Here is a 26,889-nt window from a genome sequence, read left to right on the forward strand (position 1 = left end):
AGAGGGGTCAAGCATGCCGGACGGTTCGTCGCCGACCTCCTGGACGAGGCGACTCCTGAACGGGGCACTGCGGATCCTGGGTGCCGCCTGCGCGCTCGTGATCGCCGTGCAGCTGCTGGAGCGGATCTGGGTGGTCCTGCTGATCGTCGCCCTCGCGGCCGGCGGGGTGAGCGTGGGCGTGTGGTGGTGGCGTCGACGCCGCACCTGGTGACCACCCGCCGCCGCAAGCGTGGCGAGGGCGGGCGATGACTGCCCGCCGCCGCAAGATGCCGACGCCGACGCGCCAGTCGCGGCATCGGATCGTGCCGGTTTGGCGTACCGAGATTGACCGTGAAGCTTTCGCCAAAGCCTTGCTGTTGTTGGTCCTACATCTTGACGAAACCAACCGCGACGCGCATAAACAAACAGAGAAAACAAACATCCGGGGGAGGGAAGAATGAATCAGGGTAGTTCGAGCATGGCGTGGCAGGAAGTGGTGTGGCAGGCCGCGGTTCCCCGGAAGGCCGCCGATGACGCCCTGGAGCAGCTGGCGGCCTCCCCCGACCTCGGGACGATCGCCCTGGAGCTGCGTGCCGTCGCGGACGGCGCCCGCTGGCTGATCGGCGCCGCCCCGGAGAAGGTGCACGCCGTGGCCGACCTGGTCGCGGACCATCTGCCGGCCCGCACTCACGTACCGCGTCGGGTGCGTCGGACCACGGAACAGGCGGGGCGGCTGCGGCTGACCGGCACGCGCCTGGCCCTGTCCCCCGACCGCGTCACGGCCGCCGTGCGGGGCTTGTTCGGGGCCCTGACGCGTCTGGAGGGCCGCGAGGAGGTGGTCGTGCAGCTGCTGCTCGGGCGCCGACACAGCGGGCCTCTGCAGCGTCAGCCGGCCTCGCGTGCCTGGCTGGACCTGATCTGCGGACCCACAAAGTCCCCCCGTAGCGGCCCGCGTTCGGCGGCCGACACGCGCCGGGACGGGCTGCATGGCTTCTCCGCCACGGTCCGCGTCGGCGTCTCCGGTGCGACGGCTGCGCGGGCGCGGCATCTCGCCCAGCAGGTGCTCGGGGCGTTGCGAGTGCTGGAAACCTCCACCTCCCGGCTACGCCTGGACCTGGACACCCCGACGCACCTGGATCAGGCGCGCCGCCCGTGGCGGTGGCCGCTGACGTTGTCTTCGGGCGAGGTCGTGGGGTTGACGGGGTGGCCGGTGGGTGAGGCGCCGCTGCCGCTGCTCGGCCCCGAGCACCCTCGCCAGACCATCCCCGACATCCCGCTCATGACCACGGCCCGCGTGTTCGGGCAGACCGCCGCCACCGGCCACCCGGTGGAGCCTGTGGGTCTGCCGATTCGGGATGCGGCGTTCCACACGCACCTGCTGGGGCCGACGGGGTCGGCGAAGTCCACGGTGATGCTCTCGCTGATCACCGCCGACATGGACGCCGGGCTCGGCGTGCTGGTCCTGGACCCCAAGGGCGACCTCGCCACCGACGTCCTCGCCCGCGTCCCCGCCAAGCGCCGCGGCGACGTGGTCGTGATCGACCCCACGAACGCCGCCCCCGTGGGCTTCAACCCGCTGCGCGGCCCGGCCGGGATGGAGGCGGTCACGGCGGACACGCTATTGGCGACGTTTCAGTCGCTGTTCGCCCAGCACTGGGGCATCCGCTCCGCCGACATCCTCACCGCGTCCTTCCTGACCCTCGCCCGGGTGCCGGGGGCGAATCTGTTGTGGTTGCCGCCGCTGCTGACCGACCCGACCTTCCGCCGCCGTGTCCTGGCACAGGTCGACGACCCGCTGGGGGTGGGGGCGTTCTGGGCCCGCTACGAGACGAAGAAGTCCGACCAGCAGGCCGAGGAGATCGCTCCGGTCCTGAACAAGCTCCGCCAGCTGATCCTGCGCCCCGGCCTGCGCGCCGTCCTGGGACAATCCGAACCCCGCTTCGACGTCGGGGAGCTGTTCACGAAGCGGCGGATCGTGGTCGTCAACCTCAACCGTGGGCTGCTCGGCGCGGATGCCGCCCGGCTGCTCGGCACGCTGCTGCTCGGGCAGCTGTGGTCACGGATCCTGGCCCGCCAAGCCTCACCTCTGACGCACCGGCACATCGTGTCCGTCTACATCGACGAGGTCCACGACTTCCTCGCCGGCCTGCCCGGTGACCTGTCCGACGCTCTGGCCCAGGCGCGTTCCCTCGGGGCGGCGTTCACGGTCGCGAACCAGTACCTGGCGCAGCTGTCTCCGGCGATGCGGCAGGCGTTGGAGACGAATGCGCGCTCGAAGGTCTACTTCGGGCTCGGCGGCACCGACGCCACCACCGCCGCGAGAAGCGCCCCCGGGTTGGAGGCGCAGGACTTCATGCTCCTGCCCCCGTTCCACGCCTACACCCACCTCATCCAAGCCGGCAGGCCTACCGGCTGGTTCCTGACCGCCACCCACCCCGCACCACCCGCCACCGGCGACGGCGCCGACCTCTACGCCGCCTCCCACACCCGCTACGGCGTCCCCGCCGCCCAAACGGAGCAGGCGATCCTCGACCTCATCACGCCCGGCACGAACGGCGTCGACGAGGCCGACGACGACGCGCCGATCGGGAGAACCCGCCGATGACCCCGCCAATCCGTGCGCAGAGGGGGAGACGTGCCGGCAGACGCATCGCCCCGACGAACGTCCGCCGCTTCGGCCGGTCACGGGCGTGCCCGGCGCGGGGCATGGAGGTGACTGACCCCACCATGTGGGCTCACCCCCGACCGCCCCACGGCCCCGGAGTCCGTTCGTGATCCCGGCCCGCCTCGACCAGTTCGACGACCGGCTGTCCCACCCCGTCCACGCCGAACTCTTGGGCCTGCTGGGCACCTTCCGGTTCGCCACCACCGCCCAGCTCGCCCGGGCCACCCGTCCCGCCTACGGCAGCGACCGCTCCGCGCTACGCCAGACCGCCCGCCACCTGACCACGCTCCACGACGCCGGACTCATCTCGCACCTCGAGCGCCGCATCGGCGGGTGGCAGGGCGGCTCTCAGGCCGCCGTCTGGGCGCTGACCACCCGCGGGCACCGAGCCCTGACCGGGTCGCGGGCGAGGCAGCGTCCGCAGCTGACGTCCACGACGTTCCTGGCGCACCTGCTCGCGATCACCGAGACCCGCGTCCTGATCACCGAGACCATCCGCACCCTGCCCGGCACGACCGCGGACGTGGTCGGGGAGCCGGGGTGCTGGCGCCGGTTCCTCGGCCCCCACGGCGTGCCCGTGACGCTGCGCTCGGACCTGCACGTGACCGTCACCTCGCCGCAGTACCGGGACGGCTACTTCTTGGAGATCGACCGGGCCACGGAGAACCCGGCCCGGGTCGTCGCGACCTGCTGGACCTACCAGCGCTACCGCCGCACCAACACCGAACAACACGCCACCGGGGCCTTCCCGATGGTCGTCTGGCTCGTCCCCTCCACCCACCGCCAAGACCAGCTACGACGCCACCTGGCTGCCGAGCCGGGGCTCGCGAGCGACCTGTTCCTCGTCATCACCCCGGACCAGCTGCCCGCGCTGATCCGCACCGGGCCACCTACCACCACCTGAACACCGAAAGGAGGACCCCTATGGAGTCTCACCCTCACGACACCGGGCCGCGCCACCGCGCCCCCGAACACCCACCCACATCCACCGGCACCGACGCCGCCGAGCTCATCAACCAGGCGATCGACCGCGCCACGAGCGAGACCGCCCGCCTGCGCCTGGTCGCGCTCTACGCCGAGCACGGACCGCCGTTCGCGGCGTTCACCACGCTGCCCGACACCGACCTGACCTCCGAGAGCCTCGAAGCCGACTTCCTCGACAGCCACCACGGGTCGTTCTTCACCCGCGAGACCCTGATCGCCGAGCACCTGGACGCCATGGGCTGGAGCGGAGCCCTGGCCGAGTTCCGTCGCACCTGGGCCATCCCCGACGGCCTGCTCACCTGGGACCCCGACGCGGCCTTCCGCGGGATCACCACGCGCCTGTATGACGTCGTCGAAGCCGGAGGTCTCATCCATGCCTTCGCCCGATGACCCCGCCCACACCGACCTGCCTGTGGATAAACGTGCAGGTCAGGGCGATTTCGCACTGGACTCTTCGGGCGAAGAGAGCATGAATGGAGACATGCCCTTCACACCAACCACCCCCACACCACCTGGCGCCGCCGTCGATCCGCTGGCCGCGTTGACCTCGCAGTTCACGATCAAGCGGGCCGTGTCCTACCTGCGGGTCTCCACCCGAGAACAAGCCGAACGCGGCGGTCGCGAGGAGGGCTTCTCGATCCCGGCGCAGCGGGAGGCGAACAAGAAGAAGGCCGCCGCCATGGGTGCGAAGGTCGTCAAGGAGTTCGTCGAACGCGGCGCCTCGGGCACCACGACCCGGCGTCCCGCGCTGCAGGAGATGCTGCGCTACCTCGACGAAGAAGGCGAGGGGATCGACTACGTCATCGTGCACAAGCTCGACCGGCTCGCCCGCAACCGCGCCGACGACGTCGCCCTGAACCAGCGGTTCGACGCCCACGGCATCCGCCTGGTCTCCACGAGCGAGAACATCGACCAGACCCCCGGCGGGATCCTGCTGCACGGCATCATGTCCTCGATCGCGGAGTTCTACTCCCGCAACCTCGCCGGCGAGGTCATCAAGGGCATGAGCCAGAAGGCCCAAGCCGGCGGCGTCATCACCCGCGCACCGCTCGGTTACCTCAACACCCGGCGGATCACCAACGGGCGCGAAGAACGCACCGCGACCCTCGACGAGCAGCGTGCGCCGCTGATCCGGTACGCGTTCCAGGCCTACTCCAGCGGGGACTGGTCGTTGAAGACCCTGACCCGCGAGCTCAACGAACGCGGACTGACCACCCTCGCCACCGCCCGGACCGCCTCATCGCCGGTGCAGGTCCGCACCGTCCACGGGATCCTGACCAACCCCTTCTACACCGGGGTGGTCACCTACCGCGGCGTGACCTACCCCGGACAGCACACACCGCTGGTCGACCCCGGCACCTTCGAGACCGTCCAGACCATCCTGCACGGCAAACTCAACGGCGAACGCGTCATCACCCACGACCACTACCTGAAGTCCACCCTGTACTGCGGGCAGTGCGGGTTCCGGATGATCGTGCAGATCACCACCAACCGCCACGGCACCACCTACCCCTACTACGCCTGCCTCGGACGGCACTCCAAGCGCACCACCTGCACCCTGCGCTCCATCCAGATCGACCACGTCGAAGACCTGATCACCGATCTGTATGAGCGCATCGTCCTCACCCCCGAGTTCCGCACCGCCCTCGAGACGCTCCTGCGCGCCGGGCTGAAGCTCCTGCGGAAGGACACCGACACCGAACGCGAACACCTACACCAGGCGAAGCTGTCCATCCAGCGGCGCCAGCGCAAGCTCCTGGAAGCCCACTACAACGACGCCATCCCCCTGGACGTGCTGCGCACCGAGCAGCAACAGCTCACCACCGAGCTCAACGCCACCACCCGCCGCCTGGACGCCCTCTCAACCGACTACACCGAAGCCGACCGGCTCATCACCCAGGCCCTCGACCTCGCCCAGCACTGCGCCACCCTCTATAGCACCGCACCCGAGCACATCCGCCGCCTGATCAACCAGACCCTCTTCCAGCGCATCGACGTGATCGAAGACACCGACGGCACCCACCACATCCAGGTCACGTACAACGAGCCATACGGCATCTTCTTCGCCTCCAGCACCCGCGACCTCGTCGCACAGGTCAGCCACGCGGCGCGGACCGCCGGACCCCAGACACACGAAGAGCCCGCCGAAACCGGCGGGCTCTCCCTGAACTTGCTATCCGAACCGCTGCTTACTCGTGTGTCGGGTTCGAGTAAGAGCGTCATGGTGGAGCTGAGGGGATTCGAACCCCTGACCCCCTGCATGCCATGCAGGTGCGCTACCAGCTGCGCCACAGCCCCGAAGAACGACCCGAAGGTGTTCCTCCACCCGCTGAGCGGGCGTGAAGAAGCATACGTGATCCGAGGCCCGGAGTGCGAATCGGCTGCTCAGGCCGGTTCGCCCACCTCGTCCTCCACCTGGTCACGCGGGTGGTCCGGGCCCGCGTTCCAGTCCGAGGACGCATGCGTCGGGCCGAGGTTCAGGGCCTCCAGACGCCAGTCCACACCCGCCCCCGGGCGGGCCGGCTGGACCTCCGCCCAGTGGGCGTTGGACATGCCGGTGATCCCCCGCCACCCGGCGGGCAGACCCAGCAGACCGATCAGCCCGAGCGCGATGGCGGCACCGTGCGAGACGACCACCAGCGTGTCGTCGCGGTCGAGGGCCGCGGCCTCCTCGGTGACGACCTCGACCATGCGGGCCAGCACCTGCGCGCGGGTCTCCGCGCCGACCCGCTCCGGCTCGCGGCCGGACACCCAGGCGGCGTGCTGCTCGGGCCAGCGCTCGGCGATCTCCGCCGACGTCATGCCCTCCCACTCGCCGAAGGAGCGCTCGCGCACGCGGGCGTCCGTGTGCACCGGCAGGCCGACCAGGTCGGAGAGCGCCTGCGCGGTCGCGCGAGCACGGCCGAGGTCGGACGCGACGATCCGGGTCGGCCGGTACCGCGCGGCGAGCGCGTCGGCGGCCGTGGCCGCCTGCCAGCGACCGACCTCGTCCAGCGGGATGTCGGACTGGCCCTGCAACCGGGCGGCGGCGTTGTGCGCGGTGCGCCCGTGCCGCCACAGGATGACGCGTCCGGCGGTCACTCCCCCGCCTCGTCGCCCTCGGCGGGCCCTCCGTGCAGGTCGGCCGGCAGCTCGATCACCGGGCAGTCCTTCCAGAGGCGCTCCAGGGCGTAGAACACGCGGTCCTCGGCGTGCTGCACGTGCACCACGATCTCGCCGAAGTCGATGAGGACCCAGCGGCCCTCCTGCTTGCCCTCGCGGCGCAGCGGCTTGGCGCCGAGCTTGTGCAGCGACTCCTCCACGGCGTCGACGATCGCGCCGACCTGCCGCTCGTTGGTGCCGGAGGCGATCAGGAACACGTCGGTCAGGACGAGCTGGGCGCTGACGTCCAGCGCGATGATCTCCTCGGCCTTCAGGTCGGCGGCGGCACGGGCGGCCGCCAGGGTGAGCTCGACGGCGCGGTCGGATGCCGACACGGGTCTCCTCGGGTTCGATTCGGGTGGGACAGGCTGGGTGGCAGGAGCCGCGCGCGCTCAGGGCGCCGGGCTGGCGTCCTGCACGGTGAGGGCGAGCGCGGGCACGTCGGGCCCGAGAGCCTCGCGGGAGGTCGCGGCGTCGGCCACGGAGTAGATCAGGAAGCCGAGCACGAACGCGACGACCACCAGGATCACCCACTGCAACCAGGTGAACGGCAGCGGGCGGCGGATCCGCTCGGGGACCTCCGGCTCCGGCTCGAACGCGGGCACCGGCAGGTGGGTGTCGGTGTCGGCCGCGTCGGCGGTGGAGCGCGCGGGCGCCGCCTCCTCCTTGGGGGCCATCGCCTGCAGCAGCGAGCGCCACTGCGGGACCGGCACGTCCTCCTCCTCCGCGGGTGCGGGCAGGAAGGTGCCGGTGCCGGACGCTGCGGTGCCGGCGGCGCCGGCGGGTGCGGTGCCGAAGCCGGTGGCGGTGGCCGACGCGGCGCCGGCGGGGGCGAAGCCGGGCGTTGCGGACGCGCCGAGAGCCCCGGGCGTCGCGGTGCCGGCGGGCCGGAACGTGCCGGGCTGCGCGGCGCTCGGGTGCCCTGCGGGCGCCTGCACGGTGCCGAGCGACGTGGCCGCGACCGGCTGCCCGCCGACGGGTGCGCCGGTCTGCGGGAAGCCGGGGCGTGCGCCGGGCCGCGCCGACGGGGTCCGCCCGGGCAGGAAGGACGTGGGCGTCGGCGCCGGGGTGAGGCCCGGGGTGCCGGGGGCGATGCCACCGGGCCGGACGGTGGCGGCCGAGGCCGCTCCGGCGGCGGTCGCAGCACCCGCGGCGCTGCCGGCCGTACCGGCGCCGATCGCACCGGCGGCGCCCGCTCCGGCGCCGGTCCCCGCCAAGCGGTCGCGCGCGGAGGTCCGCCCCGACGGCGTGCCCGTCGCGGGGCCGGTCGAGCCTGCCGTGGGGCTGGTCGCGCCCGTGGTCGCCGGCCAGCCGGTCGGCGCGGCACCGGACGGGGTCGCACCACGGATCGGACCGCCGGGGGCGGCAGCAGAGGCACTCGGGGCGCCAGCGGTACCGGCCGCGCCGGTCGTGCGAGCGGTGCCCCAGGAGCCGGGGGTCGTGCCGGGAGCCGGCGGGAAGGAGGTCGGGGCACCGGCACGCGCCCCGCCCGGCGCGGCGGAGGCGGGAGCACCGCCCGCGCCCGGAGCGCCCGGACGGGTCGCCAGCGGCCCACGGGCACCGTCCGGCGCCGAGGAGGCGGCCCGGCGCCCCGGCACCGCACCGGCACCGGCGTCGGCGTCGGCGCGCGCGGCCCACCCGTCCGGCGCGCCGCCGTCGGACGCGGGCGTCTCGCGGATCGAGCGGCGGGTCCGCGCCACCGGGTCGGGCTGCAGCCCGGGCACCCGGTACGGGCCGTCGTCGGTGGTGCCGCCGTCGGGTCCGGTCGCCGACACGCGGCTGCGCAGCGCGCGACGGGAGGTCGAGGCGTCGGCGGCGGGCGTGGAGGGCGCGGTCGGACGCGCTGCCGGGGCGGCGGGGTCGCCGAGACCGGGGGCACCGCCGGGGCTCTGCGCCCGCGCGGCCGCACGGGTGGTCGGCGCGGGCGCGCTCACGCGGGCAGGCGCCGCGCCGGGCGCGTCCACGCGAGCCGGTGCGGGCAGCGTCCGTGCGGGGGCAGGGGCGGCGGCGCCCTCGGCCTCGGCGAGCCGGGCGGCCTCGCGCTCCCGCAGCTCCCGTCGGGTGAGCGGGGTGCCGGGTGTGCTCATGACTGACTTCCTCGGTACAGGCCGTGCTTCGCGATGTACTGGACCACGCCGTCCGGCACCAGGTACCAGACGGGCTTGCCGGTGCGGGCACGGGCCCGCACGTCGGTCGAGGAGATGGCCAGCGCGGGGATCTCCCACTGGCTGACCCGGTCGGCGGGCAGGCCGTCGACGGAGAGCTGGTGGCCGGGCCGGGTGACCGCGACGAACTCGGCGCGCTCGAACAGCTCGGCGGAGTCCTTCCAGCTGAGGATCTGCGTGATGGCGTCGGCACCGGTGATGAAGATCAGGTCGGTGTCCGGCCGCTCGGCGGCGAGGTCGCGCAGGGTGTCCACGGTGAACGTCAGCCCCGGGCGGTCGATGTCCGCCCGGCTCACGGTGAACCGCGGGTTGGACGCGGTGGCGATCACCGTCATCAGGTACCGGTGCTCGGCGGGCGTGACGTCGAGGTCCTGCTTGAAGGACGGCTGCCCGGTCGGCACGAACACGACCTCGTCCAGGTCGAACCGCGCGGCGACCTCGCTGGCGGCGACGAGGTGACCGTGGTGGATGGGGTCGAAGGTGCCACCCATCACGCCCAGGCGGGCTCGTCGTCGCGTCATCGTCGGGTCGTGGTCCGATCGGTCGGTGCGGGCAGGCGTCAGTGACGCGTGCCGACGCTCCGGAAGGCGTAGGTGACGAGCAGCAGGGCGATGAGGGCGCCGAAGCCGGCGAGGCCGAATACGACGGGCGAGAACGGCAGCTCGGTGCCGTGCTCGGCGGCAACCTCGGCGGCGCGCAGGGCAGCGTTCACGGGGTCCTCCCGGGGGGTCGGTGACGATCGGTCTAGTGTCGCACGGTGGAGCAGTCGGTCAGGGGCGGGTCTGACCCTCCCCGTGCACGATCCACTTGGTCGTGGTCAGCTCGCCGAGGCCCATCGGACCGCGGGCGTGCAGCTTCTGGGTCGAGATGCCGATCTCCGCGCCGAGGCCGAACTGGCCGCCGTCGGTGAACCGCGTGGAGGCGTTGACCATGATCGCGGCGGAGTCGAGCTCGGCGACGAAGCGCTCGGAGGCGGCGAGGTCACGGGTGACGATCGCCTCGGTGTGCCCGGAGGTCCAGGTGCGGATGTGCTCGATCGCCTGGTCCAGGTCGTCCACCACGCGCACGGCGATGTCGAGCGACAGGTACTCGGTGGCCCAGTCGACGTCGGTCGCCGGGACCACCTCGACACCGGCGGGGGCCGACGCGGCGGTCGCGGCGTCGCCGTGCACGGTCACCCCGGCCTCGGCCAGCGCGGCGAGGGCGGCGGGCAGGAAGGCGTCGACGGCGTCCCGGTGCACCAGCAGCGTCTCGGCGGCGTTGCACACGCCGACGCGCTGCGTCTTGGAGTTCAGCAGGATCGGCAGCGCGACCGCGGGGTCGGCGCTGGCGTCCACGTAGACGTGCACGTTGCCGACGCCGGTCTCGACCACGGGCACGGTGGCCTCGGTGACGACGGTGCGGATCAGGTCGGCGCCGCCGCGCGGCACCAGCACGTCCACCAGCCCGCGCGCGTGCATCAGCGCGACGCCGCCGGCACGGCCCCAGGCGTCGATGGACTGCACCAGGTCGGCGGGCAGCCCCTGGGCGGCCACCGCCTCGCGCAGCACGTCGACGATCACCTCGTTGGAGCGTGCCGCCGCGGAGCCGCCGCGCAGGATCACCGCGTTGCCGCTCTTCAGCGCGAGGCCGGCGGCGTCCACCGTGACGTTCGGGCGGGCCTCGTAGATCATCCCGACCACGCCCATGGGCACCCGCACCTGCCGCAGCCGCAGGCCGTTCGGCAGCGTCGACCCGCGGACGACCTCGCCGACCGGGTCCGGCAGGCTCGCCAGCTCGCGCAGGGCGTCGGCGATCACGGCGATCCGGCCCTCGGTGAGCGCCAGGCGGTCGAGCAGCCCGGCGGAGGTGCCGTTCTCCCTCCCCCGCGCGAGGTCCTCGGCGTTCGCGGCGACGATCCGTGCGGACTCGCGCACCAGGGCGTCCGCCATGGCGCCGAGCACGGCGTCCTTGGTGGCGCGGTTGGCGACGGCCAGCGCCCGCGAGGCGGTCTTGGCGCGACGCGCGACGTCGAGCACCTGCTCGGCGACCTCGGCGCTCGGCACGGCCGGCACCACGGGGGCCGGAGCCGTCCCGTCGGGTCCGCCGGTCGGCGCGAGGGCTCCCCCGGCGACGGCCGGGGTGTCGAGGGAGGTGGTCATCCGTCCAGCCTAGCCCCGCACCCTGTGCCCGTCCGCCGACGCCGGTGGAACCACCCGAAAGTGCAGGTGAGGGCGGTGCGTCAGCGTGCGGCCGGGGCCCGGCGCACCGATCGGCGCACGAGCACCAGGTCGTCGCGGTGCACCAGCTCGCGGTCGTAGCCCTTGCCCAGGTGCTCGCGGAGGTCCGAGGTGGAGCGCCCGAGCAGCTCCGGCGCCTCCTCCGCGGAGTACGCGACCAGCCCCCGCGCCACGACCACGCCCTCCGGGTCGACCAGCTCGACGGGGTCCCCCGCCTCGAAGTCCCCCTGCACGGCGGTGACGCCGGCGGGCAGCAGCGACTTCTTCCGCTCGACCACGGCGCGCACGGCCCCCTCGTCCAGCACCAGCCGGCCCCGGGTGCGCGCCGCGTAGGCCAGCCAGAGCAGCCGCGTGGAGGTCCGCCGACCGGTGGCCGCGAACCAGGTGCCGACGTCCTGCCCGTCCAGGGCCGGTGCCACCTGCGCGGCGGAGGTCAGCACCACCGGCACGCCGGACGCGGTGGCGATGGCCACCGACTCGAGCTTGGTGACCATGCCGCCGGTGCCGACCCGGCTGCCCTTGGCGCTGACGTCGATGCCCTCGAGGTCCTTCGGGCCGCGCACCTGGGCGATCCGCTCGGAGCCCGGCTGGTCCGGCGGGCCGGTGTACAGCCCGTCGACGTCGGTGAGCAGCGCCATCGCGTCGGCGTGCACCAGGTGGGACACCAGCGCGGCGAGCCGGTCGTTGTCGCCGAACCGGATCTCGTCGGTGGCGACGGTGTCGTTCTCGTTGACGATCGGCACGATCCCGAGGTCGAGCAGCCGGTCGAGCGCGCGCTGCGCGTTGCGGTACTGCCCGCGCCGCATGGTGTCGTCCGCGGTGAGCAGCACCTGGCCGACCCGCAGGCCGTGGTCGGCGAAGGCGCGCGTGTAGTGGGCGATCAGCAGGCCCTGCCCGACGGAGGCGGCCGCCTGCTGCGTCGCGAGGTCGCGCGGGCGCCGGGTCAGTCCCAGCGGGTCCATGCCGGTGGCGATGGCGCCGGAGGAGACCAGCACCACCTGGTGCCCGCCGAGCACCCGCGCCGCCAGCACGTCGACCAGCGCGCGCAGCCGGGCCGGGTCGAGCCGTCCCGCCGGGTCCGTCAGCGAGGAGGAGCCGACCTTGACCACCACGCGGTGGACATCGGGCAGCAGACGACGGTCGGACAGCGCAGCGGCACTCACGCCGGTCATCATCCTCCGATCGCCGCGCGCGCCGGTCCGCGGTCCGCACCCCGGACCCCGTGCGCCCACGCGGGGCTCAGGCCTCGTCGGTCCAGAGGCCGGCCTCGCGCTCGGTCCACAGCTCGGCGCGGGCCTCGGCCTTGGCGTCCATCCGCTCCTTGTACTCCTGGCGCTTCTCGCCACGGGTCGGGCGCGAACGCTCCTCGAGCCGCATGTCGGTGCCGCGCGGGCCACCGAGCAGCTCCGAGCCGGTGAGCAGCGTGGGCTCCCAGTCGAAGACGACCGCACGCGGACCGTCACCGATCACGACCTCGGCACCGGCGACGGCACCCGCGGCCAGCAGCTTCTCCTCGACGCCCAGGCGGGCCAGCCGGTCGGCGAGATAGCCGACGGCCTCGTCGTTGGTGAAGTCGGTCTGCCGCACCCAGCGCTCCGGCTTGCTGCCGCGCACCTGGAAGAACTCGTGGTCGCCGTCGTGGCGACGGGTCACGGTGAAGCCCGACTCGTCCACCGCGCGCGGACGCAGCACCACGCGGGTCGGCTCCGGGGCGGGCGCCTCGCGGCGGGCCTGGTCGACCAGCTCGGCGAGCGCGAAGGTCAGCGGGCGCATGCCCTCGTGGCTGGCGGTGGAGATCTCGAACACCCGCAGGCCGCGGGCCTCCAGCTCGGGGCGCACCAGCTCGGCGAGCTCACGGGCCTCGGGCACGTCGATCTTGTTCAGCACCACCAGGCGCGGACGCTCGGTCAGCGGCACACGGCCACCCTCGATGCCCAGGTCGCCGGAGTACGCGGCGAGCTCGGCCTCGATCACGTCCAGGTCGGTCAGCGGGTCGCGGCCGGGCTCCAGCGTGGCGCAGTCCAGCACGTGCACCAGCACGGCGCACCGCTCGACGTGCCGCAGGAACTCCAGGCCGAGGCCCTTGCCCTCGGAGGCGCCGGGGATCAGGCCCGGCACGTCGGCGACCGTGTAGCGCGCGTCGCCGGCCTGCACGACGCCCAGGTTCGGCACCAGCGTGGTGAACGGGTAGTCGGCGATCTTGGGCCGCGCGGCGGACATGGCCGCGACCAGGCTGGACTTGCCGGCGCTCGGGAAGCCGACCAGCGCGACGTCCGCGATCGTCTTGAGCTCGAGCACGACGTCGCGGGCCTCGCCCTCCTCGCCGAGCAGCGCGAAGCCGGGGGCCTTGCGGCGCGGGGAGGACAGCGCGGCGTTGCCGAGGCCGCCGTGGCCGCCCTGGGCCACCACGAAGGAGGCGCCCACGCCCACCAGGTCGGCGAGCACCTCGCCGTCGGTGGACTTCACGACGGTGCCGTCGGGCACGCCGAGCACCAGGTCCTGCCCGATCGCGCCCTGCCGGTGGTCGCCCATGCCCTGCGAGCCCGAGGGCGCGTGCCGGTGCGGGGCGTGGTGGTAGTCGAGCAGGGTGGTGACCTGCGGGTCCACCACGAGCAGCACGCTGCCCCCGTTGCCGCCGTTGCCCCCGTCGGGGCCGGCCAGCGGCTTGAACTTCTCCCGGTGGATGGACGCACAGCCGTGGCCGCCGTCTCCGCCCGAGGCGTGCAGCACCACGCGGTCGACGAACGCGGCCATGTCGGCGTCCTTCCTGGTCAGGTGTTCAGATCACATGGAGAAGGGGCGCACCGCCCAGCGGTGCGCCCCTCGTCCGAGGTGCGGGTGGCGTCAGCCGGCGACCACGATGTCGATGACCTTGCGGCCACGACGGGTGCCGAACTGGACGGCGCCGGGGGCCAGGGCGAACAGGGTGTCGTCCTTGCCGCGGCCGACGTTCACGCCGGGGTGGAAGTGGGTGCCGCGCTGGCGGACGATGATCTCGCCGGCGTTGACGACCTGGCCACCGAAGCGCTTCACGCCCAGGCGCTGCGCGTTGGAGTCACGACCGTTGCGCGAGGAGCTCGCGCCCTTCTTGTGTGCCATCTCAGGCCTGCTTTCCTGCGGTGCTGATCGGGGGTCGTTCCACGGGCCGGGGCCCGCGGGAGGTCACTTGATGCCGGTGACCTTGAGGCGGGTCAGCGCCTGGCGGTGACCCTGACGACGGCGGTAGCCGGTCTTGTTCTTGTACCGCAGGATGTCGATCTTCGGCCCCTTCTCGGCCTGGACGACCTCGGCGGTGACCTTGACCTTGGCCAGCTTGCCGGCGTCGGTCGTCACGGTGGTGCCGTCGACGAGCAGGAGCGCGGGCAGCTCGACAGTCGCCCCGGCCGCCGCCGCGATGCGGTCGACGACGACGACGTCGCCGACGGCGACCTTCTCCTGACGGCCGCCGGCCTTCACGATCGCGTACACCACGTTGATGCTCATCTCTGCTCGTCGAACTTCAGGTCACTGCGGCCCGGAAGGGCCTGTACGGCGCGGTGCCGGCCGTCTTGCTGCCGACCCCGGCGCGCCACAGCCGTGGCTGCGAAACTCGGGGACGTCGGCGCCGGACGGCGGCACGCACGAGCGGCGCACCGTTGCTGGGAAAGTCCCCGTGCCGACGCACCGACGATCAAGGATACGGACTCCCGTCCCCGAGGGTCAAACCACGGCCCTCGGGGACGGGCCCGGATCAGGAGTCCTGGTCCTCCTCGGCCCCCTCCGGGAGGTCGAACAGGCGGGGGTCCACCAGGTTGAGCTCGAGGCGCTGCGCCCCGCCACCGGCGGGCGTCGCGGCACCCTCGGGCTCGTCGGCGGCGTCCGTGCTGGTCACGGGCGTCGTGCGCGGGGCGAGGTCGCCCAGGGCGGCCAGCACGTCCAGCACCGGCTCGGCGCCGCGTGCCTCGGCGGGGCGCTGCTCGGCCGAGCCGCGGGCACGGGTGGCCCGACGACGCCGCGCGGGTGCCGTGGCGGGCTCCTCGGCCGGCGTGACCTCGGTCACCGTCTCCGGCTGCTCCGCGACCACGACCTGCACGGCCACCGGGGCCTCGGGGGCCGCCTGCTCGGCCGGGGCCGCCGGGGCCTCGGCACCCGGCTCCTCGTCGTGGACGTGCGCGTGGGCGGCCGCCGCGGCGATGGTCGCCAGGGTCGCCTTCACGGCCTCGCGCGCCTCGGGCAGCACCGGCACCGCGGGGGCAGGGGTCGTGGCCGCCGGCTGCTCCTTGGCACCGCCACGCTTGCGACGCGCCCGCTTGGACTCGCCCTCGGCGGCCGGCTGCTGGGGCGCCCCGGCGTCCGGACGGGAGTTCTTCTCCACCGGGTCGGTGTGCACGACGAAGCCGCGGCCGTTGCAGTGCTCGCAGGTCTCCGAGAACGCCTCGACCAGGCCCTGGCCCACGCGCTTGCGGGTCATCTGCACCAGGCCGAGCGAGGTGACCTCCGCCACCTGGTGCTTGGTCCGGTCACGGCCCAGGCACTCCACCAGACGGCGCAGCACCAGGTCACGGTTGGACTCGAGCACCATGTCGATGAAGTCGATGACGATGATGCCGCCGATGTCCCGCAGCCGGAGCTGACGGACGATCTCCTCCGCCGCCTCCAGGTTGTTGCGGGTGACGGTCTCCTCCAGCGTGCCACCGGCGCCGGTGAACTTGCCGGTGTTCACGTCGACCACGGTCATGGCCTCGGTGCGGTCGATCACCAGCGAGCCGCCGGACGGCAGCCAGACCTTGCGGTCCATGCCCTTGGCGAGCTGCTCGTCCACCCGGTGCGCCGCGAAGACGTCGCCCTGGCCGGTCCAGCGGGTGACCCGCTCGGCCAGGTCCGGGGCCAGCTCGCCGACGTAGCCGGAGACGGTGGACCACGCCTCGTCGCCCTGGACGACCAGGGAGGAGAAGTCGTCGTTGAAGATGTCGCGGACCACGCGGATCGCCAGGTCCGGCTCGCCCTGGAGCAGCGTCGGGGCGGAGGCGGTCTTCGCCTTCTTCTCGATCGCCTCCCACTGGCTCTGCAGCCGGACGATGTCGGCGCGCAGCTCCTCCTCGCTGGCCCCCTCGGCCGCCGTGCGCACGATCACGCCGGCGGAGTCCGGGACGGCCTCGCGCAGGATCTTCTTGAGGCGGGCACGCTCGTTCTCCGGCAGCTTGCGGCTGATGCCGGTCATGCCGCCGCCCGGCACGTAGACCAGGTACCGGCCGGCCAGGGTGATCTGCGAGGTCAGGCGGGCGCCCTTGTGGCCGATCGGGTCCTTGGTGACCTGCACCAGCACCGAGTCGCCCGACTTGAGCGCCTGCTCGATCCGGCGCGGCTGGCCGCTGTCCAGACCGGCGGCGTCCCAGTTGACCTCACCGGCGTAGAGCACGGCGTTGCGGCCCTTGCCGACGTCGACGAACGCGGCCTCCATGCTCGGGAGCACGTTCTGCACCCGGCCGAGGTAGACGTTGCCGGCCATCGACACCTGGGCCTGGCGGGAGACGTAGTGCTCGACCAGCACGCCGTCCTCGAGCACGGCGATCTGCGTGCGGCCGTTCGACTCGCGCACGACCATCGACCGCTCGACCGACTCGCGGCGGGCCAGGAACTCGGCCTCGGTGATGATCTGACGGCGGCGGCCGGCGTCGCGACCCTCACGGCGGCGCTGGCGCTTGGCCTCCAGGCGGGTGGACCCGCGCAGGGCGGTCACCTCGTCCGAACGGCTGCTGGAGCGGCGCGAGGAGGAGGTGGAGCCGCTGGGCTCGCCCTCGCCGTCACCACCCCGGCCGGAGCGGCGGCGACGGCGGCGACGACGGCTGCTGCCGCCCTCCTCCCCCGCGTCGGCGGACTCGTCCTCGGCCTCGTCGGCGCCCTCGGCGTCCTCCGCGCCGTCCGTGGCCTGCTCGCCGGCCTCGTCCTCGGCGCCCTCGTCCTCACCCTCGCCGGCGGCGCGGGAGCGACGACCACGGCCGCCACGACGGCGGCGACGACGCGGGGACTGCTGGGCGTCGTCCTCGTCCTGCTCGGCGGTGTCGACGTCCTCCTGCTCGGCGTCCTCCGCCTCGACGCCACCGGCGGGCACCAGGGCGTCGACGGCCTCGTCCTCGGCCGTGTCCGTCGCGTCGCCCTCGGCGACCTCGGTGGCGTCGGCGGCGGGCTGGGCGCTGCGCTGGCCGCGCGAGCCGCGACGACCGCGCGAGCGGCGCGCCCCGGTGGGGGCCTCGGCCTGCTCCGGCGTGACCTCCTCGGCAGCAGCGGTGGGCTCCTCGACGACCGGCTCGGCGTGCGCGGCGGCGGAGATCGCCTCCGGCGAGCCGGACGGCGCGGAGGCGCGACGACGACGCGGGCGGGCCTCGGGCGCCTGGAACAGCAGCGCGGTGGTGGCCAGGCGCGCCTGGGCGGCACGGCCCTGCTCGCCGGAGGGCTGCTGCTGCGGGGTGCCGAGCTCGGCGATCACGTCCAGCGCGGGGGCGGGGGCCGGCGCGGCGACCTCGGCGGTCTCCTCCTCGACCTCCTCGTCCTCGACGACGGGCTCCGCCACGGGGGCGGGGGCGGCGGGGGCCTCGGCGGAGGCGGCCGGGCGGGTGGCACGGCGCGAGCGACGGGCGGGCTTCTCCGGCGCGGCCTCGGCGGGTGCGACCTCGGCGGGGGCAGCCTCGACGGGCGCGACCCCGGCGGCGGGCGCGGGAGCGGCCTCGGCGACCGGCGTCTCGGCGACCGGCTCGGCCGGCGCGGCGGCGGTGCGGGTGGCGCGACGACGCGCCGGCTTCTTCGGCACCTCGGCGGCGTCCTGCGCCGGAGCGGCGTCGGCGGCGGGGGTCTCGGCGACCGGGGCCTCGGCAGCCACCGGCGCGGTCGTGGCCGCAGCCTGGGTCGGTGCGGCCTCGGCCACCGGCTCGGCCGGCGCGGCGACGGTGCGGGTGGCACGGCGACGGGCCGGCTTCTTCGGCGCCTCGGCCGCGGCGGGCCCGGTCTCGGCGGCCGGCGTGGCGGCCACGACGGTCTCGACCGGGGCGTCCACGGCGGCCTCGAGCGTGTCGGCGACCGGCTCGGCCTTCTTGCGGGTGCGGCGGGCCGGCTTCTTCGGCGCCTCGGCAGCGGCCTCGGCCGGAGCCGGGGTCTCGGCGGGCGCGGCCGTCGCGTCGGTGGCGGGGGCGGCGGGCGCCTTGCCGGAGGAGGTGGCGCGCCGGCTGCGGCGGGCGGGCTTGGTCGGCGCCTCGGCGGCGGCCTCCCCCGTGGTCGCTGCGGTGCTGGTGCCCTCGGGGGTGGTGTCGAGCGTCACGAGATGGTGCTCCTGCGTGCCCGGGGGTGCCGTCCACACGTCACGGCGCCCGTCGGGCGGTCGGTCGTCGCTCGCGTCCCCGCGGCGACGGAAGTCGTCGTTGTCGCTCCGCTGCGCAGGCATCGGCGCCATCGCCTGCCCTGGCTCCTCGCGACCCCGTGGGGCGAGCGGCCGGGCGGCGCCTGGCGAGCGCGGTGCGCTGCTGCGGCGGGCACAGTCAGGGCTCACGGGGTGTGTGGTTCCCGCAAGACCACGACGAGTATCGCACAGTGCCCTAGATCACGCGTGTGTGCCGCGTCACGACGAAGCGACACGGTGTCAGATCACGGGACCTTTGTCCTAGGCTTGTGAACCGCGGCGCAATACCTTCGGATCGGGCCTGCACCTAGGCCTATCGGCCCACAACACCCGCCTCAGCACTCTGGACGGAGCCCCCCGTGGACGCCCTCGACCTGGCACGCTGGCAGTTCGGTGTCACCACCGTCTACCACTTCATCTTCGTCCCGCTGACGATCGGGCTCGCACCCCTCGTCGCGATCATGCAGACCATCTGGGTCCGCACCGGCAACGACGCCTGGCTGCGCCTCACGAAGTTCTTCGGCAAGCTCATGCTGATCAACTTCGCGATCGGCATCGCGACCGGCATCGTGCAGGAGTTCCAGTTCGGCATGAACTGGAGCGAGTACTCCCGGTTCGTCGGCGACGTCTTCGGCGCGCCGCTCGCCATGGAGGCGCTGGCCGCGTTCTTCGTGGAGTCGACGTTCCTCGGCCTGTGGATCTTCGGCTGGGACAAGCTGCCCAAGAAGATCCACCTGGCCTGCATCTGGGCCGTCGCCATCGCGGTGAACCTGTCCGCGTACTTCATCCTCGCGGCGAACTCCTGGATGCAGCACCCGGTCGGCACGACCTTCAACACCGAGACCGGCCGCGCGGAGATGACCGACGTCGTCGCCGTGCTGACCAACAGCACCCTGCTGGCCGCGTTCCCGCACACCGTCACCGCCGCGTTCCTCACCGCGGGCACCTTCGTCGCCGGCATCGCCGCCTGGTGGATGGTGCGCCTGGTCCGCAAGGGCGACGCCGACAAGGCCCGCACCGTGTACCGCCCGGCGGTCATGCTCGGCGTGTTCACCATGCTCGTGGCGGGCATCGGCCTCGGCATCACCGGTCACGCGCAGGGCCAGCTCATGTTCGAGCAGCAGCCGACCAAGATGGCCGCCGCCGAGGCGCTCTGCGAGACCGAGGACGGCGCCGCCTTCTCGATCCTGGCGATCGGCGACCTGTCGAACAACTGCGACGGCGTCGCGCACCTCATCTCGATCCCGGGCCTGACGTCCTTCCTCGCGAACAACGACTTCGACTCGCGGATCGAGGGCGTGAACGACCTCCAGCAGCGCTACGAGGAGAAGTACGGCGAGGGCGTCGACTACATCCCCGACCTCACCGTCACCTACTGGAGCTTCCGCCTGATGATCGGCTTCGCGGCGGGCTCGGTGGCGCTCGCCCTGGCGGCGCTGTGGTTCACCCGCAAGGGCCGCGTCTCGGACAGCACGTGGCTCGCCCGCATCGGCATCTGGGCCATCCCGACACCCTTCCTCGCCTCGGCCTTCGGCTGGATCTTCACCGAGATGGGCCGCCAGCCCTGGGTGGTCGCCCCGAACCCGGACGGCGTGGACGGCGTGTGGCTGCTCACCCAGCGCGGCGTGTCCACCGTGGTCAGCCCGACCACCGTGATCATCTCGATGGTGGCCTTCACGCTGGTCTACGGCGTGCTCGCGGTGTTCTGGTTCCGCCTGATGAAGCGCTACGCCGTCGAGGGCGTCGCCGACGTCGAGAAGGACTACAGCCCGGACAACCCGGACAACAAGCCCGACCCGAACGATCCCGACGCGGCAGAGCGCCCGCTGTCGTTCGCCTACTGAGAGAGGATCGGCCATGGACCTCACGCTCGTCTGGTTCGTCCTGATCGCGGTCCTCTGGACCGGCTACCTCGTCCTCGAGGGCTTCGACTTCGGCGTCGGCATGCTGCTGCCCTTCCTGGGTCGCAAGGACCGGGATCGCCGGGTCATGATCAACACCATCGGCCCCGTCTGGGACGGCAACGAGGTGTGGCTGATCACCGCCGGCGGCGCCACCTTCGCGGCGTTCCCGGAGTGGTACGCCACCCTGTTCTCCGGCTTCTACCTGCCGCTGCTGCTGATCCTGATCGGCCTGATCCTGCGCATCGTCTCCTTCGAGTGGCGCGGCAAGATCAACACCGACACCTGGCGGGCCTGGGCCGACCGCGGGATCATGGTCGGCTCCTACATCCCGGGCATCCTGTGGGGCGTCGCCTTCGCCAACCTGGTGCGCGGCGTCGAGCTCGACGCGGACCACCAGTACGTCGGCGGGTTCTTCGCGCTGCTCAACCCGTTCGCCCTGCTCGGCGGTGCGGTGACCGCGCTGCTGTTCGTGCTGCACGGCGCGATCTTCCTGTCGCTCAAGACCTCCGGCGAGATGCGCGAGCGCTCCGGCGCGCTGGCCGCCCGCCTGGCGCCGGTGGCCCTGGTGGTCGCCGCCGCCTGGGCGATCTGGGCGCAGATCGCGTACTCGGTGGCGTGGACCTGGGGCGCGGTGGCGCTGGCCGCCGTCGGCCTGGTCGCCGTGGTGCTGACCACCCGGGCGCGCCGCGAGGGCTGGGCGTTCATCTGGTCCGCGATCGTGCTGGTCGCCGCGGTGATCCTGATCTTCGGGTCGATGTACCCGGACGTCATGCCCGCGTTCGACCCGGCGAACTCGCTCACGGTCACCAACGCGTCGTCCACGGACTACACGCTGACGATCATGACCTGGGTCGCGGTGATCCTCACGCCGATCGTGCTGCTCTACCAGGGCTGGACGTACTGGGTGTTCCGCAAGCGGATCTCCGCCGAGCACATCCCGGAGCACACCGGCCTGACGTTCGCCAAGGTCACCGAGCGCGCCGGCGCGAAGGGCTGAGGGGCCGACCGATCGCGTGAAGCCGCTCGACCCGCGTCTGCTCCGCTACGCCCGCGCCGCCCGGGGCTATCTCGCCCTGACCGTGAGCCTCGGCATCGTCACCGCTGCCCTGGTGATCGCCCAGGCGATCCTGCTGGCGCAGGTGCTCGCCGCAGCCGCGCACGACGGGGTGCCGCTCGCCGACCTGCTCGGCAAGATCGGCCGGCTCGCGGTGGTGGTCGCCGTCCGTGCGATCACCACCGCGGTCCAGGAGCGGTACGCCCACCGGGCCGCCACCCGCGCCGTGGCCGAGCTGCGCGAGCAGGTGGTGGCCCGTGCCGCCGCCCTCGGCCCTCGCTGGCTCGCCGAGGGCGAGGGACCGCGCGTCGTCACGCTCGCCACCCGCGGGCTGGAGGCGCTCGAGCCGTACTTCGTGAAGTACCTGCCACAGCTGGTGCTCTCCGCCACCGTCACCCCGGCGACGCTGGTCGTGGTGCTGCGGCTGGACTGGGTGTCCGCGGCGATCGTGGCGGGCACGCTCCCGCTGGTGCCGATCTTCATGATCCTGATCGGCCAGCTCACCCAGGGCCGCTCCGAGCGGAGCCTGCGCGTGATGCAGCGGCTCGGCTCGCAGGTGCTCGACCTGGTCGCGGGCCTGACGACGCTGCGCGCCTTCGGGCGGGAGCGCGGGCCGGCGGCGCGGGTGCGCGAGCTCGGCGACGCCCACCGCCGCGCCACCATGAGCACGCTGCGGATCGCGTTCCTGTCCGGCATGGTGCTCGAGCTGCTGACCACGCTGTCGGTGGCGCTGGTGGCCGTCGCGATCGGCCTGCGGCTGGTCTACGGCGAGCTGGACCTGGTCACCGGCCTGGCCGTGCTGGTGCTCGCCCCCGAGGTCTACCTGCCGCTGCGGCAGGTCGGCATGCAGTTCCACGCCTCCACCGATGGCGTCGCCGCCGCGGACCAGGTGTTCCGCGTGCTGGAGACCCCGCTGCCCGCCGCCGGCAGCACCCCCTCCCCCGACCTGCGCACCGCGACGGTCCGCCTGCGCGGCGCCACCGTGCGCGCGCCGGGCCGCGACCTGCTGGCCCCCGCCGACCTCGACCTGGAGATCCGCCCCGGCAGCACCGTGGCCGTCACCGGGCCGAGCGGCGTCGGCAAGACCACCGCGGTCGAGCTGCTGCTCGGCCTGCTGCGTCCGGAGCGCGGCGCGGTCGAGGTGACCGGCGCCGACGGCCGCACGGTGCCGCTGGCCGAGATCGACCTGCGCACGTACTGGCCGCAGATCGCCTGGCTCCCCCAGCGCCCCGTGCTGGAGCCCGCCACCGTCGGCGTGCTGGTCGCCGGGCAGCCGGACGCCGCGCTGGACGCCGCCGCACGGGAGCGCCGGGACCGCGCCGCCGCCCTCACCGGTCTGGACGCGGTGCTCGCCGAGGTGCCCGGCGGCTGGGACGCCGACCTCGGGCGTGGCGGCGCCGGCCTGAGCGTGGGCCAGCGGCAGCGGGTGGCGCTGACCCGGGCGCTGCTCTCGGACGCGCCGCTGGTCGTGCTGGACGAGCCCACCGCCCACCTGGACGCCGCGGGCGAGCAGGTGGTGCTGCGCACCGTGCAGGCGCTGCGGGCCGCCGGGCGGACCGTGGTGCTGGTGGCGCACCGGCCCTCGCTGATCGCCCTGGCCGACGTGGTGGTGACCGTGCGGTCCGCGCCGCTGGACGCCACGGACGCCGCGGACGCCGGCGTGCAGGAGGACGCACGATGACCGCGCCGAGCCCGACCTCCGCCCCCCAGGCCCGCAGCACCTCCCCCGCCGAGGCGACGCCCCGCGGGCCGATCGCCCGCCGCCTCGCTGCCGACCCGCTGTGGCGCGCCGTCCGGCTGCTCGACGTCGACCCCCGCCGGTTCACCCTCGCGGTGGTGCTCGGCGTGGCCGCGCTCGGGTCGGCGGTCGCGCTGGCCGCCGTCTCCGCCTGGCTGATCACCCGCGCCGCGCAGATGCCGCCGGTGCTCACCCTGTCCGTCGCCACCGTCGGCGTGCGGGCGTTCGGCATCGGTCGCGGGCTGTTCCGCTACCTGGAACGCCTGGTCTCGCACTCCGTCGCGCTGCGCGGCATGACCACCCTGCGCACCACGCTCTACACCCGCCTGGCCGAGGGCCGTCCGGAGGCCACCCTCGCGCTGCGCCGGGGCGACCTGCTGGCCCGGGTGGGCGCCGACGTGGACGCCGTGGGCGACGTGGTGGTGCGCGGGCTGCTGCCCGCCGCCGTCGCCACGGTGCTGGGCGTGGCCACCTCGGTGGCGATGGGGATCATCCTGCCCGCCGCCGGGATCACGCTGGCCCTGTGCCTGGTGCTCGCCGGGGTGGTCGCGCCCTGGCTGGCGCAGCGGGCCGCCCGGCGCACCGAACGGCTCGCCGCGCACGCGCGCTCCGAGATGGCCGCCACCGCCCTCGGGCTGCTGGACGACGCCGGTCCGCTGGCCGTGCAGGGCCGCACCGATGCCGAGCTGGCCCGGCTGCGCGCCGCCGACGCCGACCTGGCCCGTGCCACCGACGCCGGTGCCGGTCCGGCGGCCCTCGCCGCGGGCCTGGGCAACCTCGCGGTCGGGATCGCCGTGCTCGCCGCGCTGCTCACCGGCATCCCGGCGGCGACCTCCGGATCGCTGGCCGCCGTCGGGTTGGCGGTGGTCGTGCTGACGCCGCTGGCCGCCTTCGAGGCCACCAGCGTGCTGCCCGCCGCCGCGATCCAGGTGCACCGCTCCCGCGCCGCCGCCGCCCGCCTGGTGGCGCTGCTGGACGACGCCGAGCAGGCACCGACCGGGCACCCGGCGCACCCCGAGCACCCCGCCGGCCGCTCGCGTACCACGACGACGCCCCGACCGGCCGACGCGGCAGGCACGTCCGGCGCGGCGTCCCCCGCCGGACCGCGCCTGACCGCCCGCGGCCTGGTCTGCGGCTGGCCCGGCCGGCCGCCCGTCGTGCACGACCTGGACCTCGACCTCGCCCCCGGGCGAGCCCTCGCCGTCGTCGGCCCCTCCGGCACCGGCAAGACCACGCTGCTGCTCACGCTGGCGGGCCTGCTGCCCCCGCGCGGCGGCGAGCTGCTGCTGGACGGCGTCCCGCTGCACGAGGTCGACCCCACCGCCCGGCTGGCGCGGATCGCGCTGACCACGGAGGACGCCCACGTCTTCGAGACGAGCGTGCTGGAGAACCTGCGCGTCGCGCGCGGCAGCACCACGCCGGAGGAGGCCGTCGCCGCCCTGGAGCGCGCCGGGCTGGGCGACTGGCTGGCCGGTCTGCCGGACGGCGTCGAGACCGCCCTCGGCCCGGATGCGCGCAGCGTCTCCGGCGGGGAGCGCCGCCGGCTGCTGCTCGCCCGCTCGCTGCTCGCCCCGGCCCCGCTGATGCTGGTCGACGAGCCCGCCGAGCACCTGGACCCGCCGACGGCGGACCGCCTGGTGCACGACCTGCTGGCGGTCGCCCCGGCCGACACGGACCGCCCGCGGGGCGTGCTGGTGGTCACCCACCGGCTGTCGGCGCTGGCCGCGGCGGACGAGGTGGTGCTGCTGGACGGCGGCCGGGTCGCGGCGCGCGGGACGCACACGTACCTGCTCGGGGCCGACGCGCACTACCGTGAGGCCCACGCCAGCGAGCAGGACGCGGAGAGGGAGACATGGCCGACGACGTGACGACGCCGACCGGGGACGACCCGACGGCTGCGCCCACCGGCCCGGTGCACGGTCCGGGCGTCACCACGACGATCCACCTGAAGGACCCGTCCGGCGGCACCAGCGTGCGCGTGGGCCAGGCCCAGGAGACCGGTGACGAGCTGTCCGACCTGCTGGACGCGGTGCTCTCGGTCGCCTCGCGGCTCGAGCTGCCCAGCGTGCTGGAGCGCTTCGTGCGGGTGTCGGTCGAGCTGACCGGGGCCCGGTACGGCGCGATCAACGTGCTCGACTCCCGTGGCGAGTCCACCACCTTCGTGCAGACCGGCGTCCCGGCCTCGGTCGCCGCGATGATGGACCACCCGCCGCACGCCCAGGGCGTCCTGGGGAAGATCCCGGACCACGGCGTGCTGCTGCTGGACGACCTGACCCAGCACCCGGCCTTCATCGGCTGGCCTGCCGACCACCCGCCGATGGGCTCCTTCCTCGGTGCCGCGGTGCGGGTGCGCGACGAGGTCTACGGCTACCTGTACCTGTCGGACAAGGCGGGCGGCTTCACCGCGCAGGACGGCGCGAAGGTCGTGGCGCTGGCCGCCACCGCCGGCGTGGCCGTCGCGAACGCCCAGCTGTACGCCGAGGGATCCCGCCGCGAGCACTGGCTGCGCGCCGGCCAGGACATCACGACGATGCTGCTCTCCGGCGCCGACGAGGAGGAGGCGCTGGCGCACATCGCCGCCACCGCCCGCGAGGTCGCCGACGCGGACGCCTCCGCGCTCGCGCTGCCCGGCGTCGGCGGCGAGCTGCTGATCGAGCTGGCGGACGGGCACAACGCGAGCAGCCTGATCGGCTCCACCCTGCCGGAGGACGGCCGCTCCTGGTCCGTGATGACCGAGGGCAGCGGCATGCTGGTCGACTCGCTGTCGAAGTCCCGGCAGATCAAGGTGCCGGCGATGCGGTCCTTCGGGTCGGCGATGTTCGCGCCCCTGCAGACCTCCGGGCGCGGTGTCGGCGTGCTGATCCTGCTGCGGCGGATCGGCGCTCCCGCGTTCGAGCCCTCCGACCTGGCCACCGCCGAGTCCTTCGCCTCGCAGGCCGCGCTGGCCTTCGTGCTGGCCGAGGCCCGGCACGCCCAGGACGTCGCGGCGCTGCTGGACGAGCGCGAGCGGATCGCCCGCGATCTGCACGACCTGGCGATCCAGCAGCTGTTCGCCACCGGCATGCAGCTGGAGACCGTCCGGCGGCGCTCCGCCCGCGGCGTGGACCCCACGGAGCTGACCAGCATCGTCGAGGAGGCGCTGGACAACGTCGACGCCTCCGTGCGGCAGATCCGGCAGATCGTCTACGCGCTGCGCGACCCCGACGCGGCCACCGGGATCGTGGAGCGGCTGCGCCGCGAGGCCTCGCTGGCCCGCACCGGCCTCGGCTTCGCCCCGTCGCTGGTGGTCTCGCTGGACGACGAGACCGTGCCGGACGGCGACTACATCGTCGCCGACCTGCTGGACGAGCGGATCGGCCAGGACCGCACGGACGACGTGGTGGCCGTGGTGCGCGAGGGGCTGGCGAACGCCGCCCGGCACGCGCACGCGTCCTCGGTGAGCGTGCGCGTCGGGGTGCGGGGCACCGGGCCGACCGGCGTGGTGCACATCGAGGTCGAGGACGACGGCCACGGCCTGCCCGACCAGCGCGACCGCCGCTCCGGCACCGGCAACCTCGCCGCCCGGGCGCGCCAGCACGGCGGCACCTTCTCGCTCGGGGTCGCCCCCGGCGGCACCGGCACGCTGCTCAGCTGGGAGATCCCGCTCGGCTGAGCGCGATCCGTCGCACGGC

Annotated in this window: 22 protein-coding genes, 1 tRNA gene and 1 pseudogene; 11 read left to right on the forward strand and 13 right to left on the reverse strand. The window is 74.0% G+C overall.

Going from position 1 to position 26,889, the window contains the following annotated elements; genetic code table 11:
• Window positions 1–13 precede the first annotated feature (13 nt).
• The 6 genes and pseudogenes from ACZ5HG_RS12995 to ACZ5HG_RS13020 form a co-directional block, all read left to right on the forward strand.
• Window positions 14–211, forward strand: coding sequence for a hypothetical protein (locus tag ACZ5HG_RS12995; RefSeq protein WP_464176908.1), 198 nt, complete (start codon window positions 14–16; stop codon window positions 209–211).
• A gap of 34 nt (window positions 212–245) precedes the next feature.
• Window positions 246–440, forward strand: coding sequence for a hypothetical protein (locus tag ACZ5HG_RS13000; protein ID WP_464176910.1), 195 nt, complete (start codon window positions 246–248; stop codon window positions 438–440).
• Between the two features lie 17 nt (window positions 441–457).
• Entirely contained in the window at window positions 458–2,584 is a 2,127-nt protein-coding gene (locus ACZ5HG_RS13005) for a type IV secretory system conjugative DNA transfer family protein (protein ID WP_464176912.1), read from the forward strand.
• A 166-nt stretch (window positions 2,585–2,750) separates the two neighbouring features.
• Window positions 2,751–3,548, forward strand: a complete 798-nt coding sequence (locus ACZ5HG_RS13010; protein ID WP_464176914.1) for a replication-relaxation family protein — start codon at window positions 2,751–2,753, stop codon at window positions 3,546–3,548.
• 20 nt (window positions 3,549–3,568) lie between these two features.
• On the forward strand, window positions 3,569–4,018 hold the full coding sequence (locus ACZ5HG_RS13015; RefSeq protein ID WP_464176916.1) for a hypothetical protein: 450 nt from the start codon (window positions 3,569–3,571) through the stop codon (window positions 4,016–4,018).
• A 91-nt stretch (window positions 4,019–4,109) separates the two neighbouring features.
• Window positions 4,110–5,174 (forward strand): annotated as a pseudogene (locus tag ACZ5HG_RS13020) (recombinase family protein); the annotation flags it as partial.
• A 315-nt stretch (window positions 5,175–5,489) separates the two neighbouring features.
• On the opposite strand, the gene ACZ5HG_RS13025 reads toward ACZ5HG_RS13020, so the two are convergent.
• The 13 genes from ACZ5HG_RS13025 to ACZ5HG_RS13085 all read right to left on the reverse strand — a co-directional run bounded on the left by ACZ5HG_RS13025 (window position 5,490) and on the right by ACZ5HG_RS13085 (window position 18,567).
• On the reverse strand, window positions 5,490–5,732 hold the full coding sequence (locus ACZ5HG_RS13025) for a hypothetical protein (protein ID WP_464176918.1): 243 nt from the start codon (window positions 5,730–5,732) through the stop codon (window positions 5,490–5,492).
• A 118-nt stretch (window positions 5,733–5,850) separates the two neighbouring features.
• Window positions 5,851–5,926, reverse strand: a tRNA-Ala gene (locus tag ACZ5HG_RS13030).
• An 87-nt stretch (window positions 5,927–6,013) separates the two neighbouring features.
• Complete coding sequence (locus ACZ5HG_RS13035; RefSeq protein ID WP_464176920.1) at window positions 6,014–6,709, reverse strand: histidine phosphatase family protein; 696 nt, start codon at window positions 6,707–6,709, stop codon at window positions 6,014–6,016.
• Window positions 6,706–7,104 (reverse strand): ribosome silencing factor, encoded by a 399-nt coding sequence (rsfS, locus tag ACZ5HG_RS13040; RefSeq protein WP_464176922.1) that lies wholly within the window; start codon window positions 7,102–7,104, stop codon window positions 6,706–6,708. The genes ACZ5HG_RS13035 and rsfS overlap by 4 nt, the downstream gene beginning before the upstream one ends.
• Window positions 7,105–7,161: 57 nt before the next feature.
• Window positions 7,162–8,856 carry a hypothetical protein gene (locus tag ACZ5HG_RS13045; RefSeq protein ID WP_464176924.1) on the reverse strand — a complete coding sequence of 565 codons (1,695 nt, stop codon included), beginning with the start codon at window positions 8,854–8,856 and terminating at the stop codon, window positions 7,162–7,164.
• Window positions 8,853–9,455 (reverse strand): nicotinate-nucleotide adenylyltransferase, encoded by a 603-nt coding sequence (nadD, locus tag ACZ5HG_RS13050; protein ID WP_464176926.1) that lies wholly within the window; start codon window positions 9,453–9,455, stop codon window positions 8,853–8,855. Before nadD ends, ACZ5HG_RS13045 begins: the two co-directional genes overlap by 4 nt.
• 38 nt (window positions 9,456–9,493) lie before the next feature.
• Window positions 9,494–9,646, reverse strand: a complete 153-nt coding sequence (locus ACZ5HG_RS13055; protein ID WP_464176928.1) for a hypothetical protein — start codon at window positions 9,644–9,646, stop codon at window positions 9,494–9,496.
• A gap of 58 nt (window positions 9,647–9,704) precedes the next feature.
• Window positions 9,705–11,075 (reverse strand): glutamate-5-semialdehyde dehydrogenase, encoded by a 1,371-nt coding sequence (locus ACZ5HG_RS13060; RefSeq protein WP_464176930.1) that lies wholly within the window; start codon window positions 11,073–11,075, stop codon window positions 9,705–9,707.
• An 80-nt stretch (window positions 11,076–11,155) separates the two neighbouring features.
• Window positions 11,156–12,325 carry a glutamate 5-kinase gene (gene proB / locus ACZ5HG_RS13065; RefSeq protein ID WP_464176932.1) on the reverse strand — a complete coding sequence of 390 codons (1,170 nt, stop codon included), beginning with the start codon at window positions 12,323–12,325 and terminating at the stop codon, window positions 11,156–11,158.
• Between the two features lie 67 nt (window positions 12,326–12,392).
• Window positions 12,393–13,907 (reverse strand): GTPase ObgE, encoded by a 1,515-nt coding sequence (gene obgE / locus ACZ5HG_RS13070; protein ID WP_464176934.1) that lies wholly within the window; start codon window positions 13,905–13,907, stop codon window positions 12,393–12,395.
• Window positions 13,908–13,997: 90 nt separating this feature from the next.
• Window positions 13,998–14,252, reverse strand: coding sequence for a 50S ribosomal protein L27 (gene rpmA / locus ACZ5HG_RS13075; RefSeq protein WP_464176936.1), 255 nt, complete (start codon window positions 14,250–14,252; stop codon window positions 13,998–14,000).
• A 63-nt stretch (window positions 14,253–14,315) separates the two neighbouring features.
• The gene (rplU, locus tag ACZ5HG_RS13080; protein WP_464182157.1) at window positions 14,316–14,624 is read right to left on the reverse strand and encodes a 50S ribosomal protein L21; all 309 of its coding nucleotides are present in this window, start codon (window positions 14,622–14,624) and stop codon (window positions 14,316–14,318) included.
• A gap of 259 nt (window positions 14,625–14,883) precedes the next feature.
• Complete coding sequence (locus ACZ5HG_RS13085) at window positions 14,884–18,567, reverse strand: Rne/Rng family ribonuclease (RefSeq protein ID WP_464176938.1); 3,684 nt, start codon at window positions 18,565–18,567, stop codon at window positions 14,884–14,886.
• A 314-nt stretch (window positions 18,568–18,881) separates the two neighbouring features.
• Between ACZ5HG_RS13085 and ACZ5HG_RS13090 the strand changes: the two genes are divergently transcribed.
• Genes ACZ5HG_RS13090 through ACZ5HG_RS13110 form a run of 5 tightly spaced genes read left to right on the forward strand, consistent with a single transcriptional unit; the run spans window position 18,882 to window position 26,870 of the window.
• Window positions 18,882–20,366 (forward strand): cytochrome ubiquinol oxidase subunit I, encoded by a 1,485-nt coding sequence (locus ACZ5HG_RS13090; RefSeq protein WP_464176940.1) that lies wholly within the window; start codon window positions 18,882–18,884, stop codon window positions 20,364–20,366.
• A 13-nt stretch (window positions 20,367–20,379) separates the two neighbouring features.
• Window positions 20,380–21,423: a cytochrome d ubiquinol oxidase subunit II gene (gene cydB / locus ACZ5HG_RS13095; protein WP_464176942.1), complete on the forward strand. Its 1,044-nt coding sequence runs from the start codon at window positions 20,380–20,382 to the stop codon at window positions 21,421–21,423.
• A gap of 16 nt (window positions 21,424–21,439) precedes the next feature.
• A complete protein-coding gene (cydD, locus tag ACZ5HG_RS13100) occupies window positions 21,440–23,161 on the forward strand; it encodes a thiol reductant ABC exporter subunit CydD (RefSeq protein ID WP_464176945.1) in 1,722 nt (573 codons plus the stop codon).
• Window positions 23,158–25,086, forward strand: a complete 1,929-nt coding sequence (gene cydC / locus ACZ5HG_RS13105) for a thiol reductant ABC exporter subunit CydC (protein ID WP_464176947.1) — start codon at window positions 23,158–23,160, stop codon at window positions 25,084–25,086. The genes cydD and cydC overlap by 4 nt, the downstream gene beginning before the upstream one ends.
• Window positions 25,071–26,870: a GAF domain-containing sensor histidine kinase gene (locus tag ACZ5HG_RS13110; RefSeq protein ID WP_464176949.1), complete on the forward strand. Its 1,800-nt coding sequence runs from the start codon at window positions 25,071–25,073 to the stop codon at window positions 26,868–26,870. Before cydC ends, ACZ5HG_RS13110 begins: the two co-directional genes overlap by 16 nt.
• Window positions 26,871–26,889: the final 19 nt, after the last annotated feature.

The organism is Cellulomonas sp. GTC20042 (assembly GCF_055389595.1).

Excerpts from the sequence above, each read along its gene's own strand:
- ACZ5HG_RS13085 (WP_464176938.1), bottom strand. The coding sequence starts at position 18,567 with ATGCCTGCGCAGCGGAGCGACAACGACGACTTCCGTCGCCGCGGGGAC.
- ACZ5HG_RS13060 (WP_464176930.1), bottom strand. The coding sequence starts at position 11,075 with ATGACCACCTCCCTCGACACCCCGGCCGTCGCCGGGGGAGCCCTCGCG.
- ACZ5HG_RS13005 (WP_464176912.1), top strand. The coding sequence starts at position 458 with ATGGCGTGGCAGGAAGTGGTGTGGCAGGCCGCGGTTCCCCGGAAGGCC.
- nadD (WP_464176926.1), bottom strand. The coding sequence starts at position 9,455 with ATGACGCGACGACGAGCCCGCCTGGGCGTGATGGGTGGCACCTTCGAC.
- obgE (WP_464176934.1), bottom strand. The coding sequence starts at position 13,907 with ATGGCCGCGTTCGTCGACCGCGTGGTGCTGCACGCCTCGGGCGGAGAC.
- ACZ5HG_RS13045 (WP_464176924.1), bottom strand. The coding sequence starts at position 8,856 with ATGAGCACACCCGGCACCCCGCTCACCCGACGGGAGCTGCGGGAGCGC.
- rpmA (WP_464176936.1), bottom strand. The coding sequence starts at position 14,252 with ATGGCACACAAGAAGGGCGCGAGCTCCTCGCGCAACGGTCGTGACTCC.
- ACZ5HG_RS13015 (WP_464176916.1), top strand. The coding sequence starts at position 3,569 with ATGGAGTCTCACCCTCACGACACCGGGCCGCGCCACCGCGCCCCCGAA.
- proB (WP_464176932.1), bottom strand. The coding sequence starts at position 12,325 with ATGACCGGCGTGAGTGCCGCTGCGCTGTCCGACCGTCGTCTGCTGCCC.
- cydC (WP_464176947.1), top strand. The coding sequence starts at position 23,158 with ATGACCGCGCCGAGCCCGACCTCCGCCCCCCAGGCCCGCAGCACCTCC.
- cydB (WP_464176942.1), top strand. The coding sequence starts at position 20,380 with ATGGACCTCACGCTCGTCTGGTTCGTCCTGATCGCGGTCCTCTGGACC.
- ACZ5HG_RS12995 (WP_464176908.1), top strand. The coding sequence starts at position 14 with ATGCCGGACGGTTCGTCGCCGACCTCCTGGACGAGGCGACTCCTGAAC.
- ACZ5HG_RS13110 (WP_464176949.1), top strand. The coding sequence starts at position 25,071 with ATGGCCGACGACGTGACGACGCCGACCGGGGACGACCCGACGGCTGCG.
- ACZ5HG_RS13000 (WP_464176910.1), top strand. The coding sequence starts at position 246 with ATGACTGCCCGCCGCCGCAAGATGCCGACGCCGACGCGCCAGTCGCGG.